The 21459-nt window shown below is 43.1% G+C and carries 15 protein-coding genes; 1 reads left to right on the top strand and 14 read right to left on the bottom strand.

Going from position 1 to position 21459, the window contains the following annotated elements:
• Window positions 1-82: 82 nt before the first annotated feature.
• A complete protein-coding gene (locus HS960_RS01740; protein ID WP_153846229.1) occupies window positions 83-1099 on the bottom strand; it encodes a zinc-binding alcohol dehydrogenase family protein in 1017 nt (338 codons plus the stop codon).
• Between the two features lie 513 nt (window positions 1100-1612).
• On the opposite strand from HS960_RS01740, the gene HS960_RS01735 reads away from it, so the two are divergent.
• Window positions 1613-2476, top strand: a complete 864-nt coding sequence (locus HS960_RS01735; RefSeq protein ID WP_159727874.1) for a helix-turn-helix domain-containing protein — start codon at window positions 1613-1615, stop codon at window positions 2474-2476.
• A 44-nt stretch (window positions 2477-2520) separates the two neighbouring features.
• On the opposite strand, the gene HS960_RS01730 is transcribed toward HS960_RS01735, so the two are convergent.
• From HS960_RS01730 to fsa, 13 genes are all read right to left on the bottom strand, one after another.
• Complete coding sequence (locus HS960_RS01730) at window positions 2521-4572, bottom strand: alpha-glucuronidase (RefSeq protein ID WP_202883735.1); 2052 nt, start codon at window positions 4570-4572, stop codon at window positions 2521-2523.
• A gap of 23 nt (window positions 4573-4595) precedes the next feature.
• On the bottom strand, window positions 4596-5567 hold the full coding sequence (locus HS960_RS01725; protein ID WP_159727876.1) for a glycoside hydrolase family 43 protein: 972 nt from the start codon (window positions 5565-5567) through the stop codon (window positions 4596-4598).
• Entirely contained in the window at window positions 5554-6720 is a 1167-nt protein-coding gene (locus HS960_RS01720) for an endo-1,4-beta-xylanase (RefSeq protein ID WP_159727878.1), read from the bottom strand. The genes HS960_RS01725 and HS960_RS01720 overlap by 14 nt, the downstream gene beginning before the upstream one ends.
• 19 nt (window positions 6721-6739) lie before the next feature.
• Window positions 6740-8152, bottom strand: a complete 1413-nt coding sequence (locus tag HS960_RS01715) for an MFS transporter (RefSeq protein ID WP_153846232.1) — start codon at window positions 8150-8152, stop codon at window positions 6740-6742.
• A gap of 170 nt (window positions 8153-8322) precedes the next feature.
• The gene (locus HS960_RS01710) at window positions 8323-10386 is read right to left on the bottom strand and encodes a hypothetical protein (protein WP_200845567.1); all 2064 of its coding nucleotides are present in this window, start codon (window positions 10384-10386) and stop codon (window positions 8323-8325) included.
• Between the two features lie 117 nt (window positions 10387-10503).
• A complete protein-coding gene (locus tag HS960_RS01705; protein ID WP_200845568.1) occupies window positions 10504-12405 on the bottom strand; it encodes a sialate O-acetylesterase in 1902 nt (633 codons plus the stop codon).
• Between the two features lie 11 nt (window positions 12406-12416).
• Complete coding sequence (locus HS960_RS01700) at window positions 12417-13793, bottom strand: glycoside hydrolase family 43 protein (RefSeq protein ID WP_088162338.1); 1377 nt, start codon at window positions 13791-13793, stop codon at window positions 12417-12419.
• 6 nt (window positions 13794-13799) lie between these two features.
• Entirely contained in the window at window positions 13800-15359 is a 1560-nt protein-coding gene (locus tag HS960_RS01695; RefSeq protein WP_227550195.1) for a glycoside hydrolase family 43 protein, read from the bottom strand.
• Between the two features lie 28 nt (window positions 15360-15387).
• Window positions 15388-17844, bottom strand: a complete 2457-nt coding sequence (locus tag HS960_RS01690; RefSeq protein WP_159727884.1) for a glycoside hydrolase family 95 protein — start codon at window positions 17842-17844, stop codon at window positions 15388-15390.
• Between the two features lie 120 nt (window positions 17845-17964).
• On the bottom strand, window positions 17965-18798 hold the full coding sequence (locus HS960_RS01685) for an alpha/beta hydrolase (protein ID WP_153846235.1): 834 nt from the start codon (window positions 18796-18798) through the stop codon (window positions 17965-17967).
• A gap of 70 nt (window positions 18799-18868) precedes the next feature.
• Window positions 18869-19831: a transketolase family protein gene (locus HS960_RS01680; RefSeq protein WP_153846236.1), complete on the bottom strand. Its 963-nt coding sequence runs from the start codon at window positions 19829-19831 to the stop codon at window positions 18869-18871.
• 28 nt (window positions 19832-19859) lie between these two features.
• Window positions 19860-20717: a transketolase gene (locus tag HS960_RS01675; RefSeq protein WP_200845569.1), complete on the bottom strand. Its 858-nt coding sequence runs from the start codon at window positions 20715-20717 to the stop codon at window positions 19860-19862.
• Window positions 20718-20724: 7 nt separating this feature from the next.
• On the bottom strand, window positions 20725-21393 hold the full coding sequence (gene fsa, locus HS960_RS01670) for a fructose-6-phosphate aldolase (RefSeq protein ID WP_120332427.1): 669 nt from the start codon (window positions 21391-21393) through the stop codon (window positions 20725-20727).
• Window positions 21394-21459 lie beyond the last annotated feature (66 nt).

The following is a 21459-nucleotide window of genomic DNA, read 5'->3' as shown; positions in this document are numbered from 1 at the left end:
CATTATCCTTCATTTAACAGCAAGATATTTTATAGTTATCTCCCCCTCAATTCGATCTTTCACAAAGCCATAGCCGTTTCGGTCAAAACGCTATCAGTAGCCTAAAAACACGTCCGGGTTCATTTAACCATGATTCCAAGGCCAATTGCGCATCTTCCACCCGAAAAACACCCGTTATCAGTTCTTCGATCGGGCAGGTTTTCATTTTCAAGTAATTCATTACAGCAGCAAAATCCCTTGCCGTAGCATTGCGCGACCCTCTGATATCAAGCTCTTTTTTGACAAAAAATTGTGTATCAAAAGGAATCGCTTCCTTTGCATACCCGATATACAGCACTCTGCCTGTATATGCAGCGGCAGCAATGGCCGCCAGGTATGTTTCCTTTCGGCCAACGGCTTCGATAACAACATCAGCTCCCATGGACTGAGTCAACACATCCAACCTCGCATGCAGATCTTCCGTAGCGCTATTAATCGTATACTTTGCACCTAATTTTTTCGCTAGTTCGAGCTTTTCAGTACTCACATCCACAGCAATGATTGTAGCCCCCCGTAATACCGCCCGAATGATCGCCCCCACCCCAATCATACCACATCCAAATACCAATACAATATCGCTGTCTGTTACCGATGCTCGGTCAACGGCGTGGAAGCCCACACTCATAGGTTCCACTAGAGCCAATTCTTTGGATGAAAGTTGTCCCCCAGCGATGATCTTTTCAACAGGTAAGACAAGATATTCGGTCATGGCGCCATCGCGCTGCACCCCCATGGTCTCGTTGTAACGGCAAGCGTTGGGCCTATTATTTTTACATGCGGTACAAACACCACAGTTGGAATACGGGTTTACTGTAACGTTTGTACCAACCTTAAGATCAGTTGTTACATTACTCCCCAATTCCACGACCGTTGCCCCAATTTCATGCCCTGGTATGACCGGCAAATTGACCAATGGATTCAACCCCCGAAAGGTATTCAGATCTGAACCGCAGAACCCAACATAATCTACCTTTACGAGGACATGCCCATCTTTAACAGTCGGCTGCGGAATATCCATGATTTCCACACGTCCTTCTTTCACTATTTTTATTGCTTTCATTTATAAATGGCATCAAGATTTAAATAACAATTGCGTTGATTATGAATTGGATCAAAGCTCATATCGGAATCGATGAGATTTCCTGTTTTGGAATCTTTACTAGTATCGTATAGTCAAAAATAATTATATAGAATGGAGAAAGGAACTACATTAGCGATAAAAACTAACACGATATCGATCCATCCCCATTATATATCACAAAACCTCTCTTTCAAAAATCTCAAATAAGGGAAGGTTATCAACGATCAGATAAATTGCTTTATGCTAAAAAGATATTTATCAGATAAGTTCAGCTACTCGTAAAGCTGTTATGAAACCATAGCCTTCAAAAAAAACAAAACTCTCGGAATAATTCCACAAAAAACATACAACGATCTCTTAGAAATGCGTTGCTTGCGCAAAAAAAACACATTATCGACAACTGTAGGTAAAAAGTGCTATTTTTTTTTGAGAAAACGAGTATTATTGTATCTGAGATTAATATAGTATGTAACTATTTTTCCGCTTCGCATAATGATAAATAACGAAAAGAATAAACTCGATTTTACACTATTGAATATTGGCTATGCGGAACATCTGGCAGATTGGAACTTTCAAAATATTAAGAGTCCCTTTGCAAGAATACATTATGTATGTGAAGGTGAGGCATCTATTATTTTAAAGGATGAAATCATTAAACTTCGACCTGGCCATCTCTATCTTACACCAGCCTATATCCATCATAGCTATGCCTGTTCAGCTAAACTCTCGCTCTATTACATCCATATCTATGAAAATCCCGAAAGAAGGTCAAGTATTTTTGATCGTTACACTTTTCCAAAGGAGATCAAATCTGATCAGCTATTGGAGACTGTCATCCAGCATCTCTATGCCTCGAATCCAGGTCGTGAGTTAAAAATTTACGATCCAAAGGGCTACGATAATTCATCAGAATTAATGAAAAACATGGCACTTCAAACGGCTTCGCCTTTCGCCAGAGCCTCCGAAAACCAAGCGATCATTCATTTGTTGATGAGCCGATTTCTAGCAGAAGCGACCAACAAAATACCACAAGTAGAAAAACGACTTCTGCGTGTACTCGATTACATAGACGAAAATATCAATCATACGATTTCAATCGAACAACTTGCCAATCTGATTTTTATCTCCAAAGATCATCTGATCCGACTTTTCAAAAAACACATGAATGCCACACCGGTACATTACATCAATCAAAAAAAAATAGAAAAAGCACAGTTGATGATGTTAATCGATGAAGACAATATCCAACAGCTGTGCTTTAAATTGGGCTTTGAAAATATATCTTATTTCAACAGACTCTTTAAAAAAATAACGGGCGAAACACCTACGATTTATAAACGTCGAATAAGCAGATAAAGCAACCCATTATGAATAAGATCTTGAAGACATTGCTTTCGTTGCTAATTATGATGCCCCATCGGCAGCTTAATTTTCTTTAACTCCTCCAAATTATGTATTGGTCGCTCCAACTCGTAAGGAATCGGCTGACGCGAAAAACACTGAAAGTACTGTAGACAAGCATCTTTCCACCAAACTGCATCTCTAGCTTGGATTCTCAGTTTAGCTTGAACAGCCAAAAAACGTGGTCGATCAATATATTTTTCCATACGATCCCAAACTTTTTGAAACTCCCTCACTTTTTGGACACCGTGGTCATAACGGAAACATAATTCGGTCCAAAGCGTATTGCCGCTATTCATTCGATAATTCCAGGAAACATGATAAAACCACAATAAAAGATTTTCCGGACAGGTGGATATATTCCCATAAATCTTGTCCAATGGTGGATTATATTGTGTTACAGCACGACTTCCATTAACCGTTCGGTCAAAGCCCAATCCCACGCTATCCGCATTATGGTAATACCATGGCATCCAGTCTGGACGTCCCCCCGGAATATCTCCCCAAGGTTCTGGGCCGTAATGATGCTCAAAAGCAAAAAGGTGATGCAGGCCTAAAGGCATCATATAATCGACTGCTGCCTCCCGTGATTCAAGCATCAGCTTCTTTATAGGTTCTACAAACTCCTGGACTCCCGTAAAAGTCATTCTTATCCACTCATCCGCTATCTGAACCGACGACAGGTTATTGTTCCAAGCCAAACGACCAAAGGCATACCAGTTGGCTTGGGCAAAATGATGCCCCGTCCAATTGGTATCCAAACCAATATTGGCGACAGCAGCGATTGCAGTTTTACGTCCCAAATGCCCCCTACTGTCGGTCAATTTTGACACCGTTTGCCCTTTCCCATTGGCATAGGTATCACTATCCAATACTTCCTTAAACAAAGGAGCCAAATAGACCAAATGATTAGAAAAGCCTAGATATTCCTGTGTCAATTGAAATTCGAGCATCTTTGCTGTATTTGGCATCGCACCCAACAAAGGATTGAATGGCTCTCGGGGCTGAAAATCTATAGGCCCATTTTTTACTTGAAGAATAACATTGTCCCGGAACTCGCCATCAAGGGGAACAAACTCTTGATAAGCCTGTTTGGCACGGTCATCTTTAGTCGGATGATAGACAAAAGCCCGCCAAAACACTATACCACCATAAGGACTTAGCGCATCGGCAAGCATATTTGCCCCATCCGCATGGGTTCTTCCGTAATCTTGCGGTCCTGGTTGTCCTTCAGAATTTGCTTTAACCAAAAATCCACCGAAATCCGGAATTAATGCATAAATTTCTTTGACTTTGGATTTCCACCAGCGCTTAACTTCCTGATTTAAGGGATCTGAATTGGTTAAACCGCCTATGTTTTGAGGTGAGGAAAAATTGATTGAGACATATACTTTAATGCCATATTTACGAAAGACATCCGCCAATGCTTTAACCTTTTTCAGATAATCCGTCTTCAAGAGATCCGACGAAGCATTCACGTTATTCAATACCGTCGCATTAATTCCTATTGAAGCATTGGCTCGTCCATATTGTTCATATCGGGGTGAAAGTTTATTCGGCAACTCCTCCCAGTTCCATAATGAATGCCCGGCATAGCCGCGTTCTATTGTCCCGTCGAGATTATCCCAGTGGTTTAAAACCCTGATATCATAGGCAGGTATTTCAACCAATCCCGAGCGGGGTATCCCTGCTCCCGTTTCCTGAAGACGTAATAAATGATAAACAGCATATAATATACCCACAGATTGGCCTGCAATCATATAAACCTGATTTTCGTGTTGGCTTATCTGATAGCCATCTTTTAAATCCTTTCGGCTAGGATCTAATTTTAAGATGACATCCCCTCCCTTCCAGTAACATTCCAGTTCCTGTTTTGCCAATGCCAAGGTTACATCGGTTGATTTTCCTTTGATAACCTGGATGGTGCCTACAGGTTTTACCTGTTTTGAAAACCGCAGCCACAATTGGCTGCCATCCTCCGACCGTAAAGTAGCGGGGAAAATAAAAAGCAACGCCAACAATAAGAAATGGAAATACATAGTATACCTCATCCGTAAAAAAACAAATACATCTTTTAAGAAGACAATCCATCTATTGGCTTAATATGACCATTCTCATCATACGTCAACTCAATAACTTTCATGCTTCTGAGCCAGGTCTTTCCTCCAGATGGAACCGAGTCGTGATAAAATAGGTACCACTTGCCCTTGAATTCCACGATGCTGTGGTGTGTGGTCCAACCAACAACAGGCGATAAGATCACCCCTTGATAAGTAAATGGTCCATAAGGATTGTCTCCGATGGCATAACAAATCAAATGGCTGTCGCCTGTAGAATAGGAAAAATAATACTTACCTTGATATTTATGCATCCAGGAAGCTTCAAAAAATCGCTTTTCCGTATCCCCATGCTTTAATGGTTTGCCCTCTTTATCTAAAATAACTAGATCCCGCGGCTGTTCCGAAAACTCCAGCATATCAGCAGACATCTTGACAACCTTAGGCGACAATGCAGTTTCATCAGATTTTGGCAATTCATTGGGCGAAACAATCTTATTATTCCGATAAAATTGGAGCTGTCCACCCCATATACCACCAAAATATAAATAATAGGAACCATCTGTATCTTTATAAGCACATGGATCAATACTGTAGCTTCCCTTAATTGGATTATCCTGCGGCACAAATGGTCCATAGGGTTGGTCTGCCATAGCGACACCCAGTCTAAAAATATCGTTTTTGTCTTTCATGGAGAAATACATATAGTACTTCCCATCTTTCTCGGCTACATCGGAATCCCAAAGCTGACGACCGGCCCAGGGAATGTTTTTTACATCCAATACCTTTCCATGATCAACAACCGCCGCATTGATATCTTCTAGGGAAAATACATGGTAATCCTGCATATCAAAATGGTCGCCGTTATCATTTTCGGGGATGCCGCTTTCCCTATCGTGAGAGGGATAAATATAAATTTTGTTTTCAAAAACATGTGCTGAAGGATCAGCCATGTAATCTCCCGGATATAAATACTTACTTTTGTTCATTTTTCTTATTTCTTTTTTTTTTTTGAGTCAACGCAATAATATCCTTTACAAAAGGTTTGGGCTGATAATTCCGGTCAAATAACAACGGATAGTCTGTACGTCCCGGAATAGGCCAGCCATTCTTCCATGAGTCTCCATCGCCAACACCCCACAATGTCACACGTGATATTTTATCCCGATGTTTGAGATATAAATTAAAAAACGCTACATATCTCGCTCCCAACTCATTCATTTTCGCTGCAGGAAGTCCTTTTTCGTACGGATTCATCGCTTTACTGTAGGCATGACGCTCCCCTATTTCCGCTCCCATATTGGGACGTACATGCGGTAGGACCGAAATATCCATTTCCGTCACCATTACCTTCGCACCAAGCCCCGCAAATCCGAGTATGGTTTTTTCGACTTCATCGACCGATGGATTGTCCAATGCATTATGTTCCTGCATACCAATTCCAGTGACCTGCCCACCGGCAGCCTTTACCTGTTGCACCATGCGCATAATACCCTTTCTTTTTTCGGGGATAGCAGTTGAATAATCGTTATAATATAATTCTGCATTTGGATCTGCCTCATGCGCAAATTTGAAGGCCAATTCAATAAATTGCGGCCCGATGATCTGGTAGAATTTGCTTTTACGCCATTCTCCATTATCCAATATGGCCTCATTCACCACATCCCAACCAAATACCCTTCCTTTATAACGGGAAACAACGGTTTGTATATGCTTCCGCATGCGTTCGATAAGTACCTCTCGGGTGACCTCTTTCCCATTTTTATCGACAAAAAACCAAGCTGGTGTCTGCGAATGCCAAATCAGCGTATGACCGATAATTTGCATTTTATTTTTTTCTCCAAATGCGACAAAGCGGTCCGCATCCTTAAAATCGAACTCACCTTCCCTTGGTTGCAAAAACATACTTTTCATACAATTCTCGGCAACTATGGAGTTGAACTGCGTTTTGACCACCGCGACCGCTGCCTGATCGCGCTCCCATATCTGATCAAGGTTTAATGCTGTTCCTATAAAAAATTTATCCTCAAATGCATCTTTCAAGGTCAATGAATCAGGAGCCCCCTTCAGGTTCTGCAAAGTGGCTGAAGCAGCAGGACCAAATAGTAAGGCTGCTACCGCCACAAAAATAGTTTTTAACATCTTCATGGTTTATTTTTGATTAATAAGTATGTCTTGATTCTATATCTTGGTTGATTTTGTCGATCGTTATATCATCCAGTTCGTATTTGGAGATAACATACATCGCGAGCACCAAAAGTACTGCAGGAATAACAGCCACCAACCATAGAATTCCCTTTTCAGCCAATGCAGATTGGCTTACGGCATTATCTTTATCAAATTCAACATAAGTCAGTACCAATCCAGGGACGACTCCTCCCAATGCCATTCCAGCCTTATAAAAAATACCTGTCAGTGCATTGACAATGCCCGAAATACGCTTACCGGTTTTATATTCGCCATAGGATATGACTTCAGGTACAAGTGCCCACATATACCCCGTAGCAACGATTACACCAGTTGATTTGATAAACTGAGCAGCCAATACCAGTCCAATACTACTCTTGAGTGTCTCGGCGGATGAAATTATGTACAACATGAGCATTCCAAGGATAGCGACAGTCAGAAAAACATAGAACATTTGCTTCTTTCCTATTGTACGTTTGATAGCCGGCACCAATGGCATAAAAATAAAAGCAGGCAGGGAGCCCAGAGCCATAAAATAAGGCAGCATATCCGGAGCATGTACATTATAGATCATGTAGTAGGATCCTGCCGAATTACCGATGGCCATCATCGCAAATGCTGTAATGAAAAAAAAGGCCAAAATACGCAAAGGCCGATTGTGCTTAAATTCTCGCCATAGATCAGATACGTGTACATTATCAGTATCCTTTTCATCCATAATAACCCGTTCTTTTGTTTGTGAGAAACAAAAAATCAGAAGGGCCAATCCGACTAAAGCATAGATCAGCATCGTTGTAAACCAGGCTTCGGCCGAAGCTTTTGAGTTTATCTTTCCATCCGGAGCGAGATACTGTACGACCAGCGGTACGCCATACCCAACAGCCAGCCCGCCCACGTTCGCCATAAACATGCGCGTCGATGTTAGTTTTGTCACCTCGTCCGTATCTCTCGTCAAAGAAGCATTTAAAGCACCATAGGGAACATTTACTAAAGTATAAAGCATTGATAGGCCAACATAGGTAATATACGCGTAGGCCAAAGAACCCGAAAAGCCATTCCAAAAACACAGAATTGCAAACCCCGTCAATGGAATTCCTCCCAACACCAAATAAGATCTGTATTTTCCCATCCGTGGATTTCTCTTATCGACAAATGCGCCTACAATGGGATCCCACAACACATCCACGATTCGGACAATGAGAAACATGACTCCTGCCGAAGCAGCAGAAATTCCATAAACATTGGTATAAAAAATCAGGAGGTACATCGAAACAGTCTGGTAAATAAGATTCTGTGCAAGATCACCAGCGCCAAACCCCACCCGTTGTTTCATTGAAAGTTTGTAAAAACCTTTAATAGGCTTTACCTCTGTTATACTTTGATCCATATAATTGGTTATTCGATTAGTTGAATTACAAGGGTAAAACTACAAGTAGCTTTCTACCGGGAACCAATACAAATGTTTTATATTCCAATAAAAATGTTTAAAAAAGGCTGTCCATTTTCATTGGACAGCCTTTTTCTACATGTTTGTAAAACCGCTTACCGGCTAACGATTCAATTCTTTACATACTTTACAAGATAGCTTTTGGTTTGCCCTTTGTAAACACAATCAATCTGTGCGTAATCGGTAAACGAGCTTCCTTGTTTAATTTTGATCTCAACTTCAGGGTTATTTGCCATAGCCTTCACCACAGGTATCTTCTTGTCGTTGGTTTCCATTGGAAAAGTAACTTCATAATGGTTGTAACCAACGATGCCGTTCTCATCGGTAGATCGCACAGGAATCGAAGGCAACATTAGTTTTTTGCCATTCACTGTAATCGTAACCGAAGGCGGTACCGGACGTTCAATTTTTTTGTCTTTCGAACTAAATCCCAATCCTATAAAATCAAAAAGCGGCTTGCCCTCTTCACCCTCAGCGACCAGAAACAAAGCATGTTTGCCATCCAAGTGATCGACATAATTAGAAACATCGACCGTAAATTGCTTTACTGTTGTCGCCGTATTTGCGGGAACTGTTATTTGAGCAATACGCTTTCCTTTCCAGGTTTCATTATCCCAAGGGCTATCCAGCCACACATTGACCTTAAATGAAGCTTGTGTTTTTGGTGTAATAAACAGATTGAAGGTCGTACGATTTCCTTTTTTTGTTCCCTCAAACGCCTTTAATCCAAATTTATCCTGTTTCAGGCCACCAAATCCAAAATATTTAAAACCTGCGATAGTTCCATTTTTCATATTTGTCACAGGCATATGGTTATCCCATACGTCCCATGAATCCTGTTGTAAACTGATATCTGAAAGATAACAGGCATATCCAGCCGAGTAATACCGATAGGGGTCTAATCCATAGAAATGGAATCCTTCCGATGTCACCTCTGCACCTTTATATTCTTTTCCCTGCTTATCTTTGATGGTTAAATTTTCTTGAAATGGGTCAAAAGCTCGGATAGCAACCATCCCACCATCTTTTACGCTTTTTTCATCCCACGAAACTCTGATAGGTTCTACTACCGCTTGACGTGCAAAGCCAAATCCGCGTGGCGGTCTATGGTAAAATACGTACCATTGTCCATTGATCAATTCGATACTGCCATGGGTATTATGCCCCGCATTGCTGGTTTCGATAGCCGATCCGTCTTTATTTAATACTGGAGCACGCGAATCGACCAAAACACCACCACTCTTCCAAGGCCCCAATGGCGAATCTGCCACCGCGTACCGCAAGGTTGAATTTGAGCTCCCTACCCCATATTCAGGACCTGAATACCCACTGTATACCGAAACATATTTGTTGCCGACTTTACGAATTGATGAAGCTTCAAAAAAATTAAAAGTTCCTAAATCCTCGCCCTTAAAAATATTAGGATAGGCGGTACCTTTTGGATCACGCAATTCACCATATCGTGCACTTGCTGGCAATAGATAATTAATAATTTCGGTACCTGGTCGTAGCGAATACATCGTTTTCTGATCTAACTGTGCCGCCATCGAGCGTTGAAAACCCCAAAAACCGTATGCCCGGAATCCAATTTCATAATCAGGATCTTTGGGATCCGTCACATATTCAATGTAAACGGCCGGATCAAACCCTAAGATACTTCCGGGCAAAGTACGCTTACCGTCTTCCGTGAGGTTTATAGGTTTAAAGGGGCCATTCGGTCGATCGCCTTTGACTACCATTGCTTCACGTTTATCTCCTCTGCTGTGTGGAAACAAGTAGTATTCTTTTTTTCCATCTTTACGTTTGACCTCTACAAGATCTGGGGCATACATCACATCCCATTTTCCATCAATCGGATAGCTAAAAATAGCACCCTCGTCTCGCCAGCTCGTTAAGTTTTCAATCGGCGCTGACCACATCCGAATGTCAGGCCCACAATAACTCGTAAAACGTAAATCATGGGAACCAATGATATATGCGCGATATTTCCCTGGCTGGTCAGGATCTTCAAAAACACGGGGTTCACCATCAGGGAGATGCTCCCAAAGTGGTAGGTATGGATTACCTATAGACTGGTGCACAAACCCCTTACTGAGATCCTTCACCATATTTTGCTGCTGCCCCAACGCCCGTGTTGTTGATAAAATTCCCGTAACGGATAATAACAATATCATTGTCCGTTTTTTTAAAACAATATTTAGTCCCTTCATAAATTGATTATATTAATTACTTAAATTGCTGAATTATATTTTACACTATTCAATTGATTTTTTTGCTTCGAACTACTCATGCTACCAATTATCGGTACGAAATGGCCCAGCTAGCATTCCTTCCTTGTTGACTAGATTTGCATCTTCGGGATTATTGCTCCATGCATAGCGGACTGCCTGTGGATTGCTGATCTTTGGATGACTCAATACAACCTCATTCCCACGTATAATTGCATTCGCCCATACAAATTTTCGGTCTGAACCTGCAATCGCAAAATGTTGCAATTTTTTACCATGACCGATAGCCAGTCCCTTTCCAATTTCGTTGAATGAAACGACAACTTGATTTCCATCGGTCCGCATATGTTTAAACCGTGGGCCGGAAGCGACTACTTGTTCGCCATACAACATCTTACGCGCGCATAGAAATAATCGCTTTGCCATATCCTTCTTATTTAGCGGATGTATATCGTTCCACTCACCAAGATCATAAGTCACGGCAAGCGCTGTTAAAGGAACCTCTTTGCTAACCTCAAATTGAGCCTCCCTGATCCTTGCCCAGTTAGACTCCGTTGGTAACGTATCTTTGGCCATAAAGTTGGGCAGCTGCACCATCAAAAAAGGAAGCTGAGGCTGACCAAATTGCGCGCGCCAATTACTGATCAAACTAGTAAGATAGCTTTGATAATAGGATGGATCACCCGCATTTGCTTCCCCTTGATACCAGAGAACACCTTTTATTCCATAGCCGCGCAATGGATAGATCATTCCGTTATACAGGCCTGAACCAACCTGCCCCAAATGCCGCAGGCGGCTTTTATACTTTTCAACTTCTTCCTGGTCGATCGCAATTTGCCAACGCCATTCGCCTGCAAGATCAATACATACATCGTCCAATCTAATCTTATAGGATTTATCGGGTGTAAATCCGCCATCCCCTCCATCCGATCGCAGGCGCACGGTTAAATTATTTCTTCCTGCATGAAGTATCCCTGCAGGAATATCGTAAATCCGCGGCGGGTAACGGTAGGCAGTAGAACCTACAAAATGACCATTGACATACACCGAATCGCTATCGATCGAAGTCCCCAAATACAACTTGGCATGCCGCCCTTCTTTAGCTTCCGGAACAGTGAAATTCTTACGGTAATAACGTACCCCTTTAGTAGTTCGCTGCGCTTTTTCCCAGTATTCAGGCACCAGCACCGTTGGCCAATCCGAATCGTTATATTCTTCTTCCGTCCAATAATCCGCTCCCAGATCTCTTTCGGCCAACCGAAGGCTATCGACAGCATGTTGATCTAGCAACAATTCGGGAAACTTTTTCAGATATTTCTGATCAATCCAGCGCTCTATTCCTGATCCGCCGAGACTAGATACGATCATTCCGACAGGAATACCATTATGCCGATAGGACTCCATAGCATAAAAATAGGCCAATGCCGTCCAATTCATAACATCAGAGGCGATTCCCGAATGCCATCGTTCACCAGAAGGTATATCTTCCTGTCTATCCACTATACTATTTTGTGTCGGCACCTTGAAATAACGGATCATATGATTATTCGATTCATTTATTTCAGGAAAACGTTCGACAAGCCGCTTAATCGGTGTCTCCATGTTGGACTGGCCCGAACAGAGCCAGACATCGCCAATTAACACATCCCGAATAACAATGTCATTGATCTCCATGAGATAAGGACCACCGTAATGCTGTGGCGGGATATGCACAGACCACTTACCATCCCTCCCTGCTTCTGTATAATAGTATGCACCTCTAAAACGAAGAGTAATCTTTTCGCCTTTCGCTGCCCATCCCCAAATATTGAGATCGATATCCCGCTGTAGAACCATCTGGTCCCCCAGGATTGCTGGCAACCGTACACTGGCAGCACATGGTAGTAGTCCGAGAAGCCAAACAGTAACCAGCGTTAGACGACTAAAAGATGAAAAACAAAAGAAATTTTCTATTCTAAAAAACATATTCTACCACTTTACCTTCCAAATTTCCAACAATCGAAAAACAGAATATTCGACGGAGCCTTGCCTTTAAAAACAAAGTATAAATCATGTATTCCCTTCACTTTATCGGCTAGTACGGTCTCCACTGTAGTCCACCGGTCATCGCCCCCTGTCATAGGAACTTGTATGGTAGCTAATAAAGCCCCGTCGATCGCTCCCGAACGAACCTCCATGCTGACTCCACCGTTATGTGTTGTTCCCACCCGTGCAAAAAAAGTGCGGGCACCTTTCTCACCAAAGTCAACATTTTTCACACAGGTATAAGCTCCATCTTTCCTTGCCTTTATAAAAACACCTACTTTTTCACGCTGATAGGATTTAACATGCTCGGACCAAGCAATCATTTCGGCCTGATGAAGTTCGTAAGGGTTTACGTTTGCTAGCCCCTGAGTAATTCCTGCAGTCATTTTCATCGGCGGGATACTGCCGTCTGGATTAAAGTTTAATTCCTGAACAGCAACAGAGCGCGTGAAACCTCCCCCGCCGGGTAAAGCTCCATTGTGATAAAAGAAATAGGTCTTCCCTTTAAAATCGACAACACCAGGATGGTTTGTAAATGCTTTTCCTTCGGCTGACATAACTACACCACCATACTTCCAGGGTCCTTCGGCTTTTTTGCTGGTCGAATACCCAATAAATTCAGGTAAAGGGCCTCCCGGCCAAAAAAGATAATACAAGCTGTTTCTTTTGTACAACCAGGGACCTTCCTCGTAGGTTGTAGGTCGTTTCGGATCTCCCGCTCTTTTTCCAAATGATGCTGCTGTCATCGGAACCTCAACGATATCACCCGCATAAGAGATCATATCTTCATTCAGCCTGACATATTTCAGCTGAGGATTCCCCCAGTACATATGTGCCTCACCATCGTCATCAATAAACACAGTCGGATCGATATCGCCCCATTCACTCTGTAGTAATGGTTTTCCCAAGGGATCATGAAAAGGTCCCAACGGACTATCAGCAACTGCAACACCGATCGCACCACGATTGTTGAGTTTAGAAATAACAGGCACATATAGATAAAATTTACCATTCTTTTCAACACATTGCGCCGCCCAAGCATCCCCTTTTGCCCATTCAAAATCTGTATAAGAGAGAATCGCACCATGGTCGGTCCAGTTCACCATGTCATTGGTTGAATACACCCGCCAATTGTTCATATTAAACCAGGTGGATTCTTCTTCATCCTGCGTGGTATAAAGATAAAGACGGTTATTATACACTAATGGTGCCGGATCCGCCGTATAGGATGTCTGTACGATCGGATTTTGTGCTTTTAACGTATTTATTGAAGGCAAAAACAGGAATTGGAATCCAAACAGAAATAACGTAAAAAATTGTTTTCTCATATCATCTTAATTTATGGTTAAATGGAAGTAATCAAAATCTACGTAGCCACTAGCCTCTTTACTTGCATAGTTAAAAAGTCCGAACCGATACCCCATAAAATGAGGAATGGTGTAACTCATTTTTAGCACGTTACCTATCATCTTCCAATGGTGTCCATCGGTGCTATAAAAAAATTGGGCCGTATCTTTTTTGTTTGAAAAATCGCAGTTTGCTTTAAGAAATATACGCTGCTGTTTGAGATTGATCTTCGCCAGTTCTTGTGGCGCCCCCGTCATCGCATTAATCATTACCAACGATTTTGTATTTCCTTCCATCCGGACTCCTACTAAACCATAGTTTTTTTGCAATAGCGATATTCCCGCAAAATCACCATCTTTCATGTTAGAAACCTCTATAGCAATAGCGGCGCTGCAGCTCGGGCCGATGGTGCGTTGCGTCAATGTATTTTTAGCTGAAAGAAAGTCATCAGTAAGGTCGCCGGTTCGCAGTCTCAAAAAGCCACTGCGTTCGGTCACTGACCAAAGATCAACAACTGGGTTATGGTTCCATTGCCATGCCAGGGGAAGGGCGGCTTGTCCGGCTTCCCGGTCAAAATCATCCGAGTCAACAATTCCGGGGCTTAAGCTTTTATTTGCGGGAAGATCCAATGTGGCCGGGACTTTTCCGTCAATACCAAGCACTGGCCATCCATCTTCCCATTTGACAGGAACCAAAAATGGAATTCGGCCTACAGCACCATAATCCTGAAAAAGATAAGCATACCATTTTCCGTTGGGCATATCAATCAGACCTCCCTGTGCCACACCCTGATCCTGCAAAACCACTTTCCCCTCATACGGACCTTCCAATTGGCTCGCCCGATGTACAATCACCGTGCGCATTCCTCCCGCTGGCCATGAAATATTAAAAAGATAATACATACCATTGATCTTAAACATTTGGGATCCTTCAGCAGGTAAACCGGCTTTGCCTTCTTTAGGCTTGGCGGGTAAAGAGGCATCGTCTATCAATACGCGTTGTGTTCCTGCTTTAACACCTGAAAAATCAGGCAATAATTCAGCAATATAGATACGTCCCCCACCCCAGATCATATATATTTTCCCCCCGTCAAAGAATAAGCTATGATCGTGCATCATCGGCTGAAATTCTTTCGAAACCCAGGGGCCATGTTCAATATCTGCTGTGTGGTAGACATGCGTTTTTCCTGTATTGGCCGAAAATGTACTGACATAGTACCGCCCCTCATGAAAGCGCAAACTGCTTGCCCAGGAGCCGTGCCCATACGCATTTTTATGGTTTGACAGATTGAGTTCATCCTGATCGCCAAGACGATCGTACGCATAATTAATCAACGTCCAATTGACCAGGTCTTTGGACTTCATAATCGGGACACCGGGGTTCATGTGCATGGTCGTACTGCTCATATAATAGGTATCACCGACGCGTATCATGGACATATCGGGCACGTCAGCAAAGATGATTGGATTATGGGCTTGCTGCGCCAATGCTCCCAAAAACGGGATCATTAAGGAGAAGACAAAAGCGCCGATTTTCATTCTTAACATATTGACAGGATTTATTAGTCGCATTAATTTAGTAAGCCTTAAATGTATAATGTTTTCCAGGCAAGGTTTGTACATCGTATTCATAATAGCTTGGTAATTCAATTCCTTTCAGCTGTGAATCTGCAGATTGAATACTTACTGGTGTTATTACAGGAGCTAAAAGGGTATTAGTCTGATCGCCTCTTGCGATTTGAAGTTCAGATCCTTTCAATGGCGAAGCTGTCCGTAGCCGCAAATTACCGCCTAAAGGTGAAAAGACCATTGCCTCCTTTATCTTCCCTTTTTTCCATTGCATTTCAATTTCAAATCCACCGCGCGCCTTGATACCCTTTACCCAACCCTCTTTCCATTGATCGGGAATCGCTGGCAGCAGATGCACAGCGCCATCGTGGCTTTGGACCAGCATCTCCGCAATACCCGCTGTTAAGCCAAAATTACCGTCAATCTGAAATGGAGGATGTGCCGTAAAAAGATTTGGATAGGTACGTCCATCGGGATGGTTTTCATCGGAAATGCTCAGCATTTTCTTTATAATTTCGTAGGCATGGTTTCCATCCAATAAACGGGCCCATAAATTTATTTTCCATCCAATTGACCATCCCGTCGCAAAATCACCTCGATATATCAATGAATTACGTGCAGCCTCAAACAATTTAGGCGTGCGGAACGGTGAAATTTGACTACCTGGAAACAATCCGTATAAATGGGATACATGCCGGTGTCGATTTTGAGGATCATCCACATCTTCCAGCCATTCTTGTAACTGATTAAATCGACCGATATGCATTGGTGGAATCCGCCGTGCCGTTGCCAGCAATGTATCCCTATACATTGCATCAACATCCAGCGCTTCTGCCGCCAAAGCGGTACGGGTAAGCATGTCGTAGCATAGTTGATTATCCATGGTCACGCCTGCCGCAAGTGGCCCTTGCTCGGGCGAAATTGAGGGACTCAGGACGAGCCATTTTTCAGCTGGATAACCGCGATGCACGACAAGCGCAGACAAAAGAAAGTCGCAAGCTCCCTTCATAACCGGGTAAAGTTGCCTCAAAAACTCTTTATCTCCCGTAAAAAGATAATGCTCCCAAAGATGTTGGGACAACCACAGCCCCCCACTTGGCCACATTCCGGCAGCCGCAAAATCAATCGGACTCGTCACGCGCCAGATATCGGTATTATGATGGGCCACCCAGCCACGCGCATGGTACAATGTCTTCGCGGTTTCTTCACCACGTTCACTGAGTTCTTTGATCATGGAAAATAACGGCTGAAGCGTACTGGAAAGGTTGGTGACCTCAGCAGGCCAGTAGTTCATTTCGGTATTTATATTGATTGTATATTTACTGTCCCATGCTGGTTGCATGGATCGGTTCCAGATTCCTTGTAGATTAGCAGGCTGGCCACCCTCTTGTGATGAGCAGATGAGCAAATAGCGCCCAAATTGAGCCAACAAGGTCACTAAGGCCGGATCCTGTGTACGGGCAAAGTCTGCAATACGCGCGGACAGCGGCAACTGTTGTTCGCTATTGGCATCCCCCAAATGCAGCTGGAATCGATTAAACTGTCTGCTGTAAGCAAGGGTATGCTGGTGTGAAGCCTGCTGATAGTCTTTGTCCATGGCCTTTTCCAATCTTTCTGCAGCCAGCTTATAGGGATCAGCTCCCAGTTGTTTATAATTTTGAAAATTACTCGCAATTGAAATATAAAGACAAACGGAACTTGCATCTTTTATATCAATCGATTCCTCTTTCACGACAAGCTGTCCATCGGTATGCTTTACTCCCGTATGAATCTGATAAACAACCTGCCCTTTAATACCCTCGTGATCGGATCCTCGTCCTTCTAAAATAAGCTTATCACCGGTTTTGTAAATAGTATGCTTCGACTCATTCTCATAAGTTAATGTGAAATTGAGTTTCCCCTTCTTGCTCGACTTTATTTTCATAACAATGGCATCATCAGCAAACGAAGTAAAAACTTCTCTGGTAAATGTTACCCCATCTACTGTATAACGCGACAACGCAACTGCCCGTTCAATATCCAGTTCGCGATAATAGTGCCGGTACCGTTCATGCCCAGGGAATCGCAGCAGAATATTTCCTGCCGTTTGATAGGGCATGCCATGTGTCTTAGTGAAGAAGGTTTCATTTGCAAGCTTATCGGCTTCAGCTGGTTTCCCATCGAATATATAATTCTGAATAGTTTTTAATGCCGCGCCGCCTTTCTTATTATCGTTGCGATAAGGACCTCCCGCCCAAATTGTTTCCTCATTAAGCTGCATACGCTCACAAGATGGAATTCCATAAACCATCGCGCCCAACCGACCATTTCCAAGCGGTAAAGCTTGTTCCCATACCTTTTCGTCTGCAGGCCGATCATACCATAGGGTCAATGCCGATCGCTTTTGGGCAAACAACACTGTAGTATGCAGTGACAAGATCGCAATGAATAGGCTTATGTACTTCCAAATAAATTTTTCAATCATTTTTCTTGATAGTATTTTTTGCAGTTTCGGAATTAATTCCCAGAGCTAACAAACTCATTTTAAGAACGGCCAAGGCAAACCTTCGAATTGTTTATTGCTATTATCAAATTAGTAAGGCCTTTATTTCTTATCCTTAAATAGCAATTGCGAAACATTATAGAGATCATTTCTCCATACATTGAAATCATGCCCGCCCGACTCCAGATAGTAAATATGAGGCACCCCATGTTCCGAAAGGTACTCATGTGTGCGCTTACTTATATTGAGCAAACCATCCTGGTCACCACAGGAGATCCACAGCAGTTTTAATTTATCTTTAGCTTCTTTCGGAACAGGCAGTAATTCCTGTGGCATCTTGGTATTGGGCGCGGAGGAAAAGCCGCCCACCCAGGCAAAAGTATCGATATGGCCAAGTCCAAAATTCAGGGCCTGTCCACCGCCCATAGACAATCCAAAAATCGCGCGGTGCTCGCGATCCTTGATAACGGGAAACTGCTTTTCAACAAATGGAATCAGGTCATCGAGCAGATCTTTTTCAAAAGTTGAAAACGCCGCTACCCGATCCGGTGCCATCACATTTCCACCAGCACGGTCATCTTCCATGGCGCGGCCATTGGGCATAATCACCAACATAGGTTCCATTTTTCCTTCTGCATACAGGTTATCAAAAATAACCTGAGGATTTCCATGTCTGAACCATTCCCGTTCATCACCGCCAATTCCGTGCAAGAGATATAATACGGGATATTTTTTTGCGGCACTGTATCCCGGCGGGGTATATAGCAGTGCTTTCCTCTTAACTCCTACAGTTTTTGAAGGATAAACAAGGGAATCTATTTTCCCAGTTGATGTCAATTTTCGCTCAACATCAAATCCCTGTGGGGCAGTCTGCTGCGCCTGGGCCACTAGGCTGGCGGAAAAAACGCACAACATGGTGCAGATCATCTTTTTCATATTATAATTGGTTTAATAGCAAATAGATAGCGAGGCTATCACCCATGACGGGACAACAGCCCAATTTCAACTAAATCACCACTTTCCTTTTGAGTACTCTTAATACCGCAGCTACAATAGCATCGGCGTTTAAACCATATTTATCCATCAGCGCACTTGGCGGTCCCGATTCACCGAAGCTGTCGTTTACAGCCACATATTCCTGCGGAGTAGGCATTTTTTTTGCCAACAGTTGCGCTACACTATCTCCTAGTCCACCGATACGATTATGCTCTTCGGCTGTAACAACACAGCCCGTTTTAGCGACAGAAGTCAGTACGGCTTTCTCATCTAGTGGCTTGATGGTATGGATATTAATGATTTCGGCATCAATACCTAATGTTTCCAATTCTTCCCCGGCACATATGGCTTCCCAGACGAGATGTCCAGTTGCCAAAATAGTCACAGTTGTACCCGGATTGAGCATCAGGGCTTCGCCGATCACAAATTCCTGATCTTCCGGGGTGAAAACCGGCACCACGGGTCGTCCAAACCGCAGGTAGACTGGCCCCTTGTGTTTGGCAGCAGCTAGCGTTGCAGCCTTCGTCTGATTATAATCGCAAGGATTGATAACCGTCATCCCTGGAAGCATTTTCATCAATCCAATATCTTCCAATATCTGATGGGTCGCCCCATCTTCACCCAACGTAAGGCCGGCATGCGAAGCCGCTATTTTCACATTTTTATCCGAATAGGCAATAGATTGACGAATCTGATCGTATACCCGACCCGTTGAAAAATTGGCAAATGTACCAGTAAAAGGTATTTTTCCACCGATGGTAAGTCCAGCTGCAATACCCATCATATTTGCTTCGGCAATGCCGATCTGAAAAAAACGTTCCGGAAAGGCCTTGATGAAATCGTTCATTTTGAGCGAACCGATCAGGTCTGCACAGAGTGCAACCACATTTTCATCTTCCTTTCCTGCTTCCAGCAAACCGGCACCAAATCCAGAACGTGTGTCTTTTGATTCTGTATATGTATATTTTTTCATGTTAATCTATTTCAAAATCGTCCTACGATTAGGCGATATAATCACCCAATGTTTCTGCATTCTGGTTTAAGGCCATAGCTAGTTGTTCATCACTGGGTGCTATGCCATGCCATTTATGTGAGCCCATCATAAAATCAACCCCATTTCCCATTTCGGTATGTAGCAACACCATTACAGGCATTTTAGTTCCGGTCGAAGCTTGGGCCTTTCGTAGTCCTGAAATCACAGAACCAATGTCATTACCGCGCATAACCTCTATAACCTTCCAGCCGAATACCATCCATTTGCGGGGTAGGTCGCCCAGCGAAAGGACATCGTTGGTAGCCCCATCAATCTGCGCACCATTGTAATCTACAATAGCAATCAAATTGTCCATTTCGTTGTGAGCTGCATACATGGCCGCTTCCCATACCTGCCCTTCCTGCAATTCGCCATCGCCCATAAGCACATAAACCATGCGGTTATCTTGATTTAGTTTTTTGGCTTGAGCAGCACCAATAGCGACAGAAAGACCTTGCCCCAAGGATCCCGAAGCGACACGGATACCTGGCAGTCCTTCATGCGTAGTCGGATGTCCCTGCAGTCTTGAATTGAGTTTTCTGAAGGTGGCAAGTTCATCGATTGGAAAATAACCTGCTCGCGCCAACACACTATAAAATACCGGAGAGATATGACCATTGGAAAGGAAAAACAGGTCTTCCCCGAGGCCATTCAAATCAAACTGATCGTTTCGCTGCATCAATTCAAAGTATAAGCAGACCAACAATTCGGTGCAGCCCAACGATCCTCCCGGATGCCCCGACTGGCAACCATGCACCATGCGGAGTATATCCCTTCGGACTTGCTTAACAATCGCTTCTAAATTATGGATACTATGTCTTGTCATGACCATCTCAATTGTTACTTTGTGCGGCAACGCGTTTATGATCAGCTAAAAATTGAGCAAGGCCACTGTCCGTCAACGGGTGTTTTAAGAGGGAAAATATCGCCTGCAAAGGTCCAGTCATCACATCCGCACCAATTTTGGCACAACCCAAGATATGCGCACTATGACGTACCGAAGCCGCAAGAATCTGGGTAGGGAAAGCATAATTATCGTAGATCGTCCGAATTTCGCGAATCAGGGCCAGTCCATCGACAGAGATATCATCGAGCCTACCGACAAAAGGAGATACATAGGTTGCTCCGGCTTTGGCGGCCAAGAGTGCTTGCCCGGCAGAAAAGACCAGGGTGCAATTGGTTTTAATTTGTTTTGTACTAAAATATTTAATTGCTTTAATGCCGTCTTCAGTCATTGGAACCTTAACAACAATCTTATTGTCTAAGGCCGCTAAAAGCAAACCTTCCTCAATCATCGCGTTAAAATCAGTTGAAATCACTTCAGCACTTACATCACCGTCTACAATATCACAGATAGCTTTGTAGTGCGCATGTACAGGAGCTGTTCCTGTAATACCCTCTTTGGCCATCAGCGAAGGATTGGTCGTTACACCATCTAGGACACCTAAATTTTGAGCCATACGAATCTCACTGAGACTTGCCGTATCGATAAAAAATTTCATTTTTTTTAGTTGATTAGTTTTGAATTCGCTAGATCTCCAGCGATTGGTTATAAGACAAAACTATAG

The organism is Sphingobacterium paramultivorum (assembly GCF_014109745.1).
Taxonomy (GTDB): domain Bacteria; phylum Bacteroidota; class Bacteroidia; order Sphingobacteriales; family Sphingobacteriaceae; genus Sphingobacterium; species Sphingobacterium paramultivorum.
Note: the sequence above shows the minus strand (reverse complement) of the source record. Positions and strands in the feature narration are given on the sequence as shown.